The organism is Halovivax sp. (genome assembly GCA_007119345.1).
Lineage (GTDB): Archaea > Halobacteriota > Halobacteria > Halobacteriales > Natrialbaceae > Halovivax.
Window position 1 is genome coordinate 1 of record SKPV01000274.1, and the last position, 12,848, is coordinate 12,848.

Annotated in this window: 9 protein-coding genes and 2 pseudogenes; 6 read left to right on the plus strand and 5 right to left on the minus strand. The window is 71.8% G+C overall.

Annotation, left to right across the window (positions count from 1 at the left end; genetic code table 11):
* Positions 1 to 587 (plus strand): annotated as a pseudogene (locus tag QZT59_RS18310) (class II histone deacetylase); the annotation flags it as partial.
* 107 nt (positions 588 to 694) lie between these two features.
* Here QZT59_RS18310 and QZT59_RS18315 read toward each other — a convergent pair.
* Positions 695 to 1,123 (minus strand): hypothetical protein, encoded by a 429-nt coding sequence (locus tag QZT59_RS18315; RefSeq protein ID WP_290819320.1) that lies wholly within the window; start codon positions 1,121 to 1,123, stop codon positions 695 to 697.
* Positions 1,124 to 1,422: 299 nt separating this feature from the next.
* Between QZT59_RS18315 and gltB the strand changes: the two genes are divergently transcribed.
* The 3 genes and pseudogenes from gltB to QZT59_RS18325 all read left to right on the plus strand — a co-directional run bounded on the left by gltB (position 1,423) and on the right by QZT59_RS18325 (position 7,043).
* Positions 1,423 to 6,003, plus strand: coding sequence for a glutamate synthase large subunit (gene gltB, locus QZT59_RS18320; protein ID WP_290819321.1), 4,581 nt, complete (start codon positions 1,423 to 1,425; stop codon positions 6,001 to 6,003).
* Between the two features lie 63 nt (positions 6,004 to 6,066).
* A pseudogene (locus QZT59_RS19275) lies at positions 6,067 to 6,351 on the plus strand (ATP-binding protein); the annotation flags it as partial.
* A gap of 440 nt (positions 6,352 to 6,791) precedes the next feature.
* Entirely contained in the window at positions 6,792 to 7,043 is a 252-nt protein-coding gene (locus tag QZT59_RS18325; RefSeq protein WP_290819322.1) for a HalOD1 output domain-containing protein, read from the plus strand.
* A 535-nt stretch (positions 7,044 to 7,578) separates the two neighbouring features.
* On the opposite strand, the gene QZT59_RS18330 is transcribed toward QZT59_RS18325, so the two are convergent.
* On the minus strand, positions 7,579 to 8,304 hold the full coding sequence (locus QZT59_RS18330; RefSeq protein WP_290819323.1) for an alanyl-tRNA editing protein: 726 nt from the start codon (positions 8,302 to 8,304) through the stop codon (positions 7,579 to 7,581).
* A gap of 157 nt (positions 8,305 to 8,461) precedes the next feature.
* Between QZT59_RS18330 and QZT59_RS18335 the strand changes: the two genes are divergently transcribed.
* Positions 8,462 to 9,028 carry a hypothetical protein gene (locus QZT59_RS18335; protein ID WP_290819324.1) on the plus strand — a complete coding sequence of 189 codons (567 nt, stop codon included), beginning with the start codon at positions 8,462 to 8,464 and terminating at the stop codon, positions 9,026 to 9,028.
* Positions 9,029 to 9,182: 154 nt separating this feature from the next.
* On the opposite strand, the gene QZT59_RS18340 is transcribed toward QZT59_RS18335, so the two are convergent.
* The 3 genes from QZT59_RS18340 to QZT59_RS18350 are packed head-to-tail and all read right to left on the minus strand — an operon-like array spanning position 9,183 to position 12,387.
* Complete coding sequence (locus QZT59_RS18340; protein WP_290819325.1) at positions 9,183 to 10,415, minus strand: ABC transporter permease; 1,233 nt, start codon at positions 10,413 to 10,415, stop codon at positions 9,183 to 9,185.
* The gene (locus tag QZT59_RS18345; protein ID WP_290819326.1) at positions 10,412 to 11,608 is read right to left on the minus strand and encodes an ABC transporter permease; all 1,197 of its coding nucleotides are present in this window, start codon (positions 11,606 to 11,608) and stop codon (positions 10,412 to 10,414) included. The genes QZT59_RS18340 and QZT59_RS18345 overlap by 4 nt, the downstream gene beginning before the upstream one ends.
* A 41-nt stretch (positions 11,609 to 11,649) precedes the next feature.
* Entirely contained in the window at positions 11,650 to 12,387 is a 738-nt protein-coding gene (locus tag QZT59_RS18350) for an ABC transporter ATP-binding protein (protein WP_394348683.1), read from the minus strand.
* A gap of 353 nt (positions 12,388 to 12,740) precedes the next feature.
* Here QZT59_RS18350 and QZT59_RS18355 point away from each other — a divergent pair.
* Positions 12,741 to 12,848: Rdx family protein (locus QZT59_RS18355; RefSeq protein WP_290819328.1), on the plus strand; the 108-nt coding region annotated here is incomplete at its 3' end.

Sequence of the window (12,848 nt, forward strand, 5' to 3'; positions counted from 1 at the left end):
ATTGGGACGTCCACCACGGCAACGGCACCCAGGAGATCTTCTACGACCGCGACGACGTTCTGACGATCAGCCTCCACAACGATCACTGGTCCTGGGATCCCGAGGCCCACCCGCAGACCGGTGACGTCGACGAACACGGTTCGGGTCCGGGCGAGGGATTCAATCTGAACGTTCCGCTTCCGCCCGGGACCGGCGACGAGGGCTACGCCCATGCCTTCGAGCGCCTCGTCGAGCCGGTGGTCGGGTCGTTCGATCCCGATCTCCTGATCGTCAGCGCGGGCGCCGACGCCGGGACCGTCGATCCGCTCGGCCGGAACGTGGTGACGAAAGAGGGGTTCGAGGCGTTCGGACGGCGAGCGCGCGAGCTGGCGGGGCAGACGGCGAGAGACCGGCTCGTCCTGGTCCAGGAAGGCGGCTACCAGATCAGCCACCTGGGATACGCGATGCTCGGCACGCTCGAAGGAGTCCTCGGCCTCGACTCCGACGTCTCCGACCCGTTCGCCTGGCTCGACGAGAACGTCTCCGCAGCCCGCGACCGGGTGGAGGAGGTCGCGAGCTACTACGACCGGTGGTGGGATCTTTCGTAGCGATCGAAGCGAGGCGACCGGACGGCCTCGCGTCCGGACGGTCGCGAGCGTGCTATTCGGAGGGGTGCGACGGACGGTGCGACGGAGGGGTGCGACGGACGGACGTCTCACCCGTTCGACCGACAGCGCGGCGCCCCCTCGGCGTCCGCGACGCCGACGACCTCGCCGTCCTCGACGAGCGCGACGGTCGGACCGGCCCCCTTCTCCCCCGGAATCCGGAAGGTCTCGTCGCCGCGGGCGGGCACCTCGACGGTTCCCGTTCGATCCTCGTCGACGGTTCGCCACGTGGCCTCGATCGTCCGATCGTCGTCGTTGCTGGCGTTGAAGATCCACTCGGTCTTTCCCGACGTCGGCTTCCGGTAGCAGACCGGCTCGACGTCGAAGTCGGGCCGCCCGTCGCCCGCCCGCTGGACGCGCGTCGACGCGTTCTGGACCGGGGGCTCGTCCGCGTCGTCGGGGCGGACCACCCGAGCCCCGACGAGCGCGGTCGGGACGGCCGCGGCGCCGGCGCCGACGAGGAACGCGCGTCGCTTCATGTGACCGTACGTTCGTCGTGGTATTCCTTTTCTATGGACTGTCAACCGAGGGGGTATCTATCGCCTGTCGAACGCTATCCGGGACCTACCAGTCGGGAAGGCGACGGGTGACGGGCTCGCGATCGGCGTCCTCGGTCGCCGAAAAACCGGCCGATTCGGTCGCTTCCGGGGACTGCTTCCACCCGACGCGGGCCGACGGCCGGGACGGGTCCTTACACCTAATATACGATCGTATGTGCTTATAATACATATAGACATTATGGGCTACCCTCTTATTCGAGAGCCTCGCACGTCATCCCATGCCACAGCCACGCGGATCACACTCCACCACGCGCTCGCCCGGACTCGCCGACCCCGGGGACGAGCGTTCGAACTGCGGCGTCGGCGTCGTGATGGACCTGGGGGGGGCGGGTGGTCACGACGTCGTCGCGGACGGCCTCGAACTGCTCGTGAACCTCGAACACCGCGGGACGACCGGCGCGGAAGCGAACACCGGCGACGGCGCCGGGGTCGTGCTGCAGACGCCCGACGCGTTCTTCCGGGACGCGCTCGACGTCTCCCTGCCGGACACCTACGCCGTCGGCTCGATCTTCTTCCCGCGGGACGACGACGCCCGCGAGGCGCTCGTCGACGTCGTCGAGGACGTCCTCGGGCGCTACGACCTCGAGGTCGCGGCCTGGCGCGACGTGCCGACGAATACCGAGGGGCTCGGGGAGACCGCCCTGACGTCGGAACCCGACGTGTGGCAGTGTTTCGCGGCTACCGTAGAGGCGGACCTCGACCCCGAGTCGTTCGACCGCACCTGCTACGTCGCCCGGCGCGCGCTCGAAACCGAGATCAAGGAGCGGGATCTTCCGGGGGCCGAACGCTTCTACGTCTGCTCGTTCGATCGGAAGACGGTCGTCTACAAGGGGCTGCTCAAGGGCGAGCAGCTCGCGTCCTACTACCCCGACCTCGCCGACGAGCGCGTCGAATCGACGTTCGTCCTCGTCCACGAGCGCTTCTCGACGAACACGCTCGGCGCCTGGCACCTCGCCCACCCGTATCGAAATGTCGTCCACAACGGCGAGTTCAACACGATCCGGGGTAACGTCAACTGGATGCGCGCGCGCGAGACCGACCTCGAGAGCGAGGTCATCACCGACCTGGAGTCCGTCAAACCCGTGATCGCGGATCCCGACCAGTCGGACACCGCGAACGTCGACAACGCGCTCGAACTCCTGCTCCAGGACGGCCGGGATCTCGCCCACGCACTGCGGATGCTCGTCCCCGAGGCCTGGCGGGGCGACGAGTCGATGCCCCGGGCACGCAAGGACTGGTACGACTTCCACGCGTCGCTCGTCGAGCCGTGGGACGGCCCGGCCCTCGTCGCCGCGACCGACGGCGAGCGCGTGGGCGCCGTCCTGGACCGCAACGGCCTGCGCCCGTGTCGCTACGAGGTCACGACGGACGGCCGACTGATCGTCGCCAGCGAGGCCGGCGCGATCGAGACGCCTCCCGAGCGGGTGGCCGAGCGCGGCCGGCTGGAGCCGGGTCAGCTGTTCCTCGCCGACCCCGAGGAGGGTCGCGTGATTCCCGACGAGGAGGTCTTCGCGGCCCTCGTCGACGATCGCTACGGCGAGTGGGTCGCCGAGGAGCAGGTGAACCTGGACGACATCGTGCGGACGGGCGATCGAACTCCCCGCCGGGCCGTCGACGACCTCCGCGCCCGCCAGGCGGCGTTCGGCTACACCCACGACGAGCTCGAGAACCTCGTCGAGCCGATGGCGACGAAGGGGAAAGACCCGGTCGGCTCGATGGGCGACGACACGCCGCTGTCGGTGCTCGCCGACCACAACCGGCCGCTCTTCTCGTACTTCAAACAGCTGTTCGCCCAGGTCACCAACCCGCCGCTGGACTACATCCGCGAGGAGCAGGTGACGAGCCTCGAGTGCCGGCTCGGCTTCCAGCGCAACCTGCTCGCCGAGTCGCCCGCCCACGCCCGACAGCTGGTCCTCGACTCGCCGATCCTGACCGACGCCGAGCTCGACGCCGTCCGCGAGTGCGACGCGAACGGGATCACCGCCGCGACGGTGGACATCACGTACGTGCCGGGCGACGGGGACCCGCCGAACGAGGCGGAACTCGGAGCGCCCGACGGCGAGGCGCTCCGGGCGGCCGTCGAGCGCGTCCGCGCGGACGCCGTCGCCGCCATCGAGGGCGGTCACGACGTGCTGATCCTCTCCGATCGGGCCGTCGACGCCGAGCGCGTCCCGATCCCGAGTCTGCTCGCGACCGGCGCCGTCCACCACCACCTCGTCCGGAACGGACTGCGCAACCACGTCGGCCTCGTCGTCGAGTCCGGCGACCCCCGGACCGTCCACCAGCACGCGACGCTGATCGGCTACGGGGCGGGCGCGGTCAATCCCCACCTGGCGTTCCGGACCGTCGAGGACCTCGCCGCGGGCGCGGACGGCGCCGACCTCGAGGCGGCGATCGACGCCTACGTCGAGGCCCTGGCGGACGGCGTGCGCAAGATCATGGCGAAGATGGGGATCTCGACGGTCGAGAGCTACCGGGGCGCCCAGATCTTCGAGGCCGTCGGTCTCGACGCCGACCTCGTCGAGGAGTACTTCGACGGGACCGAGAACCGGACGGAGGGGATCGGCCTCGCCGAGATCGAGGCCGACCTGCTGGAGCGCCACCGCGTCGGCTTCGGCGGCGAGGCGGCGCTCGACCGGACCGGGGAGTTCGGCCACCGCAACGACGGCCTCCACCACCAGTGGAACCCGAAGACCGTCGGCGCCCTCCAGCAGGCCGTCCGGTCGGGCGACTACGAGCGCTACCTGGAATTCGCCGAGCTGATCGACGACCAGCAGGGGAACCTGCAGACGCTGCGGGGTCTGCTCGAGTTCGACTCGGATCGCGATCCCGTCCCGCTCGAGGAGGTCGAGCCGGTCGAAGCGATCGTGACTCGCTTCTCGACGGCGGCGATGAGCCTCGGCAGCCTCTCGCCGGAGGCCCACGAGAACAACTCGATCGCGATGAACCGGATCGGCGGCAAGTCCAACTCCGGCGAGGGCGGCGAGCCGCCCGAGCGCTTCGGCACCGAGCGCGAGTGCACCGTCAAGCAGGTCGCCTCGGGACGCTTCGGCGTCACCTCGACGTACCTCTCGGCGGCCGAGGAGCTACAGATCAAGATGGCCCAGGGGAGCAAGCCCGGCGAGGGCGGCCACCTGCCGGGGATGAAGGTGGACGAGATGATCGCCCACGTCCGCAAGTCCACGCCCGGCGTGGGGCTCATCTCGCCGCCGCCGTTGCACGACATCTACTCGATCGAGGACCTCAAACAGCTCGTCCACGACCTGAAGGCGGCCAACGAGGACGCGGACGTCAACGTCAAGCTCGTCTCCGAGGCGGGCATCGGCACGATCGCGGCGGGCGTCGCGAAGGCCAACGCCGACGTCGTCCACATCTCGGGACACTCCGGGGGCACCGGCGCCTCGCCGCGGACGTCGATCAAGCATGCCGGCCTCCCCTGGGAGCTCGGGCTCGCCGAGGCCAACCAGATGCTGTGCGAGACGGGTCTGCGCGACCGGATCCGCGTCTCGACGGACGGCGGGCTGAAGACGGGACGCGACGTCGCCGTCGCCGCCCTGCTCGGCGCGGAAGAGTACGTCTTCGGCACCGCCTCGCTCGTCTCGGAGGGGTGCGTGATGGCTCGCCAGTGTCACAAGAACACCTGCCCGGTCGGGATCGCGACCCAGCGCGGCGACCTCCGCGAGCGGTTCCCCGGCGAGCCCGATCACGTCGTCAACTACATGACGTTCCTGGCGCGCGACCTGCGCGAGCGCATGGCCGAGCTCGGCTTCCGCACCGTCGAGGAGATGGTCGGCCGCGTCGACGTCCTGAGCCAGCGCGAGGACCTCGAGCACCCGAAGGCGCGCACCGTCGACCTCTCGGCGGTGCTCGCCGAGCCCGCCGGCGACGTCCGGACGAAGGTCCGCGAGCAGGACCACGAGCTCGACGACCAGCTCGATCGCGGGCTGCTCGCGGACGCCGCGCCCGCCATCGAGGACGGGGAGCCCGTCTCCCTCTCCGCCGCCGTCTCGAACGTCGACCGCTCGGTGGGTGCGATGCTCTCGAACCGGGTGACGAGCCGCTACGGCGAGGCCGGCCTCCCCGAGCACGCGATCGACGTCGACCTCGAGGGGATCGCCGGCCAGAGCTTCGGCGCGTTCCTGGCCAGCGGCGTCTCGCTGCACCTCACCGGCGTCGCGAACGACTACGTCGGCAAGGGCCTCTCCGGCGGAACCGTGACGGTCCGCGCCCCGGAGACGGCCGCCTACGACCCCGCCGAAAACGTCGCGATCGGCAACGTCGCCCTCTACGGGGCGACCGGCGGCGAGTGCTACGTCGAGGGCGTCGCGGGCGAGCGCTTCGCCGTCCGCAACTCCGGCGCGAAGGCCGTCGTCGAGGGCGTCGGCGACCACGGCTGCGAGTACATGACCGGCGGCGTCGTCGCCGTCCTCGGCGACACCGGCACGAACTTCGCCGCCGGCATGTCCGGCGGCGTCGCCTACGTCTACGACCCCGAGGGCGACTTCCCCGACCGCGCCAACGCGGAGCTGGTGACCCTCTACGACGAGCTCGAGGAGGCCGACGAGGCGATGCTCCGCCGGCTCGTCGAGAACCACGTCGTCTACACCGGCTCCGAGCGCGCCGGCTCGCTGCTCGAGACCTGGGAGGCGGCCGTGGACCGCTTCGTGAAGGTGATGCCCGACGCCTACCGCGCGGCGATCACCGAGGACGGCCGCGACGACGTTCGCGCGGAACTGCCCGGCCAACCCGAGGCCGCGACCCCCTCCGACGCGACCGGCTACGCCGCCAGCGACGACTAGCACGGCCCGTCGCGCGGCCCGCCGTTCGGTCGCGACGCGACGGGCGGCGCCGCCGAGAACGCGCCGGTCGCCGTCCACGAACTCGTCGAGAACGCGATCCGCCACGAGGATCGGGAGGCGCCGACGGTCGAGATCCGGGTCGAGACGACCGCGTCCGCGGTTCGGATACGGGTCGCCGACGCCGGTCCCGGCATCACCGACCACGATCGGGCGGTGGTCTCAGGCGATCGGGAGTCCACGACCTCTCCCACGGCAGCGGGATCGGCAGCCGGCTCCTCGACCGGATCGTCCGCCGATCGAACGGCTCGCTGCGGTTCGAGGGGCGCGAACCCCGGGAGACGGTCGTGACGATCGAGTTGCCGCGGGAGCGAGTCGCGGCCCTCGACGACGGGGCAGGCCGGGGGCGGCGATGCGCGCCCGTCGATACGATCGGGACGGTGAGACGCTCGGGGTTCCTGTCGCGAGATCGGGGCCGCTGGCGCCAGATCGGGAGCGTCGATACCCACGAACGGATTCGGGAGCGGGGTTCCCCGCCGAACACACCCGATTCGGACGGCCTTCAAGCACCGCTGATCCGGAATCAAGCGGGCCCAGCAACCGTCCACGAACCCGTCGAAAATCACCGTCGGCTATCCGGAAGCCGTTCGACGAGACGGGTGCGTCTCGGGTCGTGCGGGCTATTTTGGGCCCTTTCAGTGGGGCGTTAACGACGACTGAACGTTCACGACGGGGCGAATTCGGTGGAAAACCGTCGGCACCCTTATCAGCCGGTCCCGGAATGGCCGACCATGGATACGGCACCGAAGATCCGGTCCGATCGGGGAGACGGGGCGACACTCAGCCTCCGCATCGTCGAGGCCGTCGCCGAACGGGAGGGAACCGATCCGCTCGAACTGACGGAACCGCTGTACGACGCCGTCGACCCGGACGCGCTCGACGCGCTGTTCGAGGGCCTCGCCGACGACGCCTCGCTCACGTTCGCGTACCACGGCTACCGAATCACTGTCGACGGCGCGGGCGAAATCGTTCTCGACGGTTGATCGCCGCGGGCTACGGCGACGCTTCTCCAACCCTTTCGTGGCCGTCTCGCTCCCTGACGAGACGCGGCCGCGCGGCGGTCGGCCGGCGGGTGCGGCCGGCTCGGCGGGGGAGCCGCCCTCGGAGACGCTCGGGACTCGGCGGGGGAGCCGTCCTCGGAGACGGTCGGAACTCGGCGGGGGAGCCGTCCTCGGAGACGGTCGGAACTCGGCGGGGGAGCCGTCCTCGGAGACGGCCGGAACTCGGCGCGGGAGCCGTCCTCGGAGACGGTCGGAACTCGGCGGGGGAGCCGTCCTCGGAGACGCCCGGAGGGCCTGGACGTGGCTGACCTCCGCGTGTCCGCTTCCTTCGTTCTCGAAGACCACGATTCGGCGGCGGTGATGCGTCGTGTACGGCGCCGTCCTCAGTTCCGCGTGGACCACGGTCGCGGCGCCGGAGGGCGCCTTCGTCGCCGATTTCGGCGGAGTGGGATCGTCGACGGATCGAATCTCGGCCGCGTCGACGCGGGTCCGACCGTCGAGGCGCCGGGCGCTCCGCTCAGCCGTCGACCAGTTCGAACTCGATTCGCTCGACGTCGGCGCCCTTGGAGGTGCGGTCGGTGATCTCGATCCGGCCGACCTCGCCCAGCCGATCGACGTGGGTCCCGCCGCAGGGGCACAGGTCGTAGTCGTCGATCTCGACGACGCGCAGCGGGTCGACGTGGTCCGGGATCAGGTGGAGGAGGGCGCGGCCCTCGTCGACCCGCGCTTCGACCTCCTCGCGGGGTCGGTTCGCCTTCGTCACGGGGAGATCTCGCTCGATCGCCTCGTTCGACCGGCGCTGGATCGTCTCGAGGTCGTCCTCGTCGAAGTCCGCCGGCTCGAAGTCGATCCGCGATCGGTCGGGGTGGATCTGGTTGCCGGCCGTGCTCGCGCCGTACTCGTCGAGGACGACGCGCGAGACCACGTGCTGGGCGGTGTGCATCCGTCGAAGAGTTTCTCGGCGCGTCGCGTCGATGCGACCCTCGACCTCGTCGCCGGGTTCCGGGAGGTCGCCGGTCACCGACTCGAGGACGTGCTGGACGTCGCCGTGATCCTTGCGGACGTCGTCGACGGTCGCGGAACCGCTCGCCCACTCGAGTTCGCCCCGGTCGGCGGGCTGGCCGCCGCCCTCCGGGTAGAAGTAGGTTCCGTCGAGGACGAGGTACTCGGGGGTCGCCTCGGTCACCGCGGCGGTGAACGTCGTCACGTCGTCCGCGTCGGGGAGGTACCTGAGCTCGGTCATCGGCTGTTCTTGTGCCGCCCCGACCAAATACCGGACGGTCTCGGCGAGCGCCGCGTCGGCGGACCGATCGCGCCGGTTCCGCGTGCGCCGGGCGGCCGTCCGCGTCGAACACGGTACGAAACGTTTACAATTGGTTCGCTGGACGGGTCGAGCACCGATGGCGAGCGGTCCGAGCGACGACGGCCCGACCGGGGCGGGGAGCGACGACGACGCCAGGTCGGACGCCGAACCGGACGTCCCGGAGGCGGCGACGGCGGCGGACGTTCGACCGATGCGGGAGGCGCTCGACCGACTGGTGACGACTCGCCGGGCGGCGATCGCGACCGTCGTCGCCGCGGCCCTCGCGGCCGCGGGGTGGTACACCACCCGTCCCGTGACCGGCCACGCGCCGGATACGGTGGCCGACCGATTCTACGAGTCGCTGATCGAGGGGGATCTCGAGAGCGCGAACGAGCGTTTGCACCCGGAGTCGCCCTGGCGACCGGTCGAGGAGGCCCACGCGGCGGCCGTCGCCGACGCGGGGCTGTTCGTCGCCGAGACCGCGGTGCACGACGTCCGGGGCGACGATTCCCGGGCGGTGGTCGAGCTCGTCCTGCGGGCCCCGGGCGCCGACGTCGACGGCTCGCGAAGCCGTCGGATCTTCGCGTCGCTGCGGACCGACGACCGGGCCTGGATGCTCTGGGACCCGGGCCTCGACGACGTGCTCGATTGGCTGGCCGAGTGACGGGGCCGGGTCCGGCCGAGCGAGGGAGTCGGAACCGATCGGGGGATCGAGCCGTGTCGGCCGACCGATGGAGTCGGATTCGGCCGGGAGATGGAGGCGTCCCGACCGGCGATCGGCCCTCGCGGCGAGCGACGGAGCCGTGCCAGCCGGCGATTTAGCCCTCGAGGCGACCGATGGACGCGTACCGGCCGGCGGCCCAGCCCGCGACCAGCGCCGAGACGGTTCCGACGCCCACCGCGACGGCGGCCCCGACGGCGTACACCGCCGGCGGCGTCTGCAACAGCGAGTCGAAGCCGACGGCCGTTCGCGCGAGTTCGTTCAGCGCGCCGACGAGCGGACGCGTGGCCGCCAGCGCGACGATCCCGCCCAGGACGCCGATGAGCAGCCCCTGCGCGCCGACGAGGCCGGCGAGCAGCGACCGCGAGAGGCCGAGCGCCCGTAGCGCCGCCAGCTCGACGCGCTGCTGGTAGGCGACGAGGACGAACAGGTTGGCGGTGAGGACGATCCCGCCCACGATGGCGAGACCGACGAGCGTCACCCCGCTGGCGACCACGAGCGCCCGATCCTCGAGCATCGCCAGCAGCTGCTCGTCGCTGGTGCGCACGTCGTACTCGGGGTAGTCCGCGGCGACGTCGTCGCGAACCGCCTCGCGGTCGGCGCCGTCCTCGACGTCGACGGTGATGAACGAGGCGCGGTCGGCGCCGCGGCTGCCGGCGAGCGCCTGGAGTTCCGCCAGCGGGACGGTGATCGCGGGCTCCCCGAGGTACTGGGAGTAGTGACCGGAGAGGCCGACGACCGTGAACGCGCGGGCGGCGTCCGGCTCCTGGCTGACGCCGACGTATAGCGTGTCCCCGACGCCGACGTCCAGCTCGGCCGCGAGGTCGGGATCGACGACGATCTCGGTCGGCTCCGGATCGTCGGGCGGGTCCACCAGGAACTCGGAGTCGTCGGCCTCGAATCCGCCGCCGTCTTCGTACTCGAATCCGCCGTGGGTCTCCGGGACGCCGACGGCGGAGACGGACCGCAACTCGTCGGGATCGGTCCCGACGTACGTGCTGTGCATCGCGATCGGGGCGGCGCTGTCGACGTCCTCGCGCTGGGAGACGTCGGCCGCGACCGCGTGGGCGCCCACGATCGAGTTCTCGGTGCCGCCGGGGGCGGTGTCGACGGGCTCGCTCGTGATCCAGATGTCACGGTCGGCGTCCTCGAGTCCGTCCTGGCCGGCGTCGACGACGCCGACGCCGAGGCTCGCGAGCAGCGTCACGGCGAGGACGGCCAGCGCGACCGCGGCGACGGCGAGGGCGGTCCGGCCCGGCGCGCGACGCAGCTGTGCGACGCCCAGCCCGACGACCGCGACCGCTCGCACGACCCCGCCGCGGACGCTCACCGTCCCACCTCCGAGAGGACGTCGGTACCCGCGGCGATCGCGAGCGGATACGGGACGGCCAGCAGGCCGGCCAGCAGCGCCACGGCCACGGCGTAGGGGACGAACAGCGGGTGGAACGCGGCGACCGAGCCGGAGGCGACGGTGGCCGAGACGACGGCGTCGACGGCGAGGATCCCCGCGGCGCCGACCGCGACGCCGACGAGCGCGCCCAGCACGACCGTCGCCAGCGTGGCCACCGCGACGACGGCCAGTCGACTCCGCCGGGAGAAGCCCACCGCCGCGAGCACCGCCAGCGTCCGCCGATCCTCGGCGACGGCCATGCCGGCGGTGGTCGCGACGAACAGCGCGCAGACGGTCACGCCGACGACCATCGCGACGAGGCTCGTCGCCAGCGCCAGCCCGTCGTCGAACAGCGCCCGCGGGTCGGTCGACCCGGCCGACTCGATCGACGCGGCGGGGTAGGCCGCCTCGCTCGCCGCCACGGCCTCCTCCTCCTCCTCGCCCCAGATCAGCATCCGGTCGGCGAGCGCGTCGGCTTCCGCTCCCGGCCCGGCCATGGCGCGAGCCTCCTCGAGGTGGACGAGCGCGACCGGCGTCCCGTCGGGACCGGACTCGACGGCGGCGACCGAGAGCGTCCGCGGCTCGGTCGCCGTGAGCACGGTCACCTCGTCACCCTCCTCGACGCCCAATTGCTCCGCGGCGGCCTCCGACAGGACGACGTCGCCGGGTCGGGCGTCGTCGCCGGATTCGAGGCGATCCGTCGGCACGCCGGCGACGACGCCGCCACCGTCGGGCGGCTCCGTGCCGACCGCGAGTACCTGCGCGCGGTCGTCGGGCGGCCCGTCGGCGTCCAAGATACTCCCGTTCGCGCCCGCCCGCATCGCGACGGTGTCGACGAACACCGGCGCGGCGTGGTCGACCCCGTCGGCGGACTCGATCGCCGCCGCACGCTCGCTGGCGTTGGCCAGCCGGGACGACTCGACGCCGTCGACCGACGCGAAGGTGCTCCCGTCGCCGGGTTCGATCGCGACGTCGGCGTCGTGCTGGCTCGCCGTCCCCTCGTCGGCGAGCGCGAGCGCCATGCCGGTCACGATCAGCAACAGCCCGACGGTGAGCGCGACGGCCCACACGATCGCGAGCGAGCGGCCGGGCGCGATCCCCGTCGCCTGCCCGCGGAGCCTGGCTCCGGCCACGCGGACGAGTCCGCTCCAGCGCGAACGACGCCGCCGGTCGCTCACGGCTCGTCCACCACCGTCCCGTCGCGCAGGGCGAGAACCCGGTCGGCGACCGCCAGCGTGGGGGCGTCGTGGGAGGCGATCAGCACGGCCCGGTCGTCGGCGACGTCGGTGAGCAACTCGAGGACGGTCTCGCTGGTCGCCGTGTCGAGCTCGCCGGTCGGCTCGTCGGCGACGATCACGTCGGGGTCGGTCGCCAGCGCCCGAGCGATCGCGACGCGCTGGCACTCGCCGCCGCTGAGTTGGCCGGGAAGGTGCGCGACCCGGTCGCCGAGGCCGACGCGCTCGAGCAGCTCGGTCGCTCGCCGTCGCCGCCGACGGCGCGGGACGCCCGCCTGGACGAGCGGCAGGGCCACGTTCGCTCGCGCCGAGAGCGCGGGGAGCAGGTGAAACCGCTGGAAGACGATCCCGACGTGCTCGCGACGGAGCCGCAGCCGCTCGCCATCGGAGAGTTCGGTGAGGTCCGTTCCGTGGAGCTCGATCGTCCCCTCGGTCGGGACGAGGAGGCCCGATACGGCGTGGAGGATCGTCGACTTACCGCTGCCGCTCGGACCCGTGAGGCCGACGACCTCGTTGCGCCCGACCGCGAGCGAGACGTCCCGCAGCGCCGTCACGGTGCGGTCGCTTCCGGACCGAAACCGGCCGCCGCTGGCGGTGTACTCGTGAGTGACGGCGTCGAGGCGGAGGGCCGGCGCGCCCGCGACCTCGGGGGCCTCGGCCGCGGATGGGTTCGTGATTGCTCGGCGAATCGGTCTCACCACGCGTTACTGTCATCACCGTCTACCGGTTCGCCATTTGTTTCTCCGGACCTACCCGGCGGGCAGGGACGCCCCTCCGCGCCGCGACGCGGGATCGGTGCGATCCGGCCGATCCGGGGGCCGGTCCCGGACGCGACGAAGCCCCGGCTTACCGAGACGGCGGCCTCCCCTCCCCGGCCCGAACCGGTCCAAGCCGGTTCGCGCGGCGCGGCGCGGCCACCAGTAGGGGGACGCTCGTCTCGTAAGTCGGAGCGAACGCGCCCCCGTCGTTCCGGAAGGCGGACGTTTACGTCCGATCCGCCTGTCGGCTGGCCTGCACGACGAGCGTCGACATCCAGTACTGCGTGCCGTGCGGCCACCTCGATCGCACACAGGACCTTCAGGAAGCGATCCTCTCGGAGTTCGGCCGGGAGCTCGAGGCCGTCTCGCTCGTGACCGGG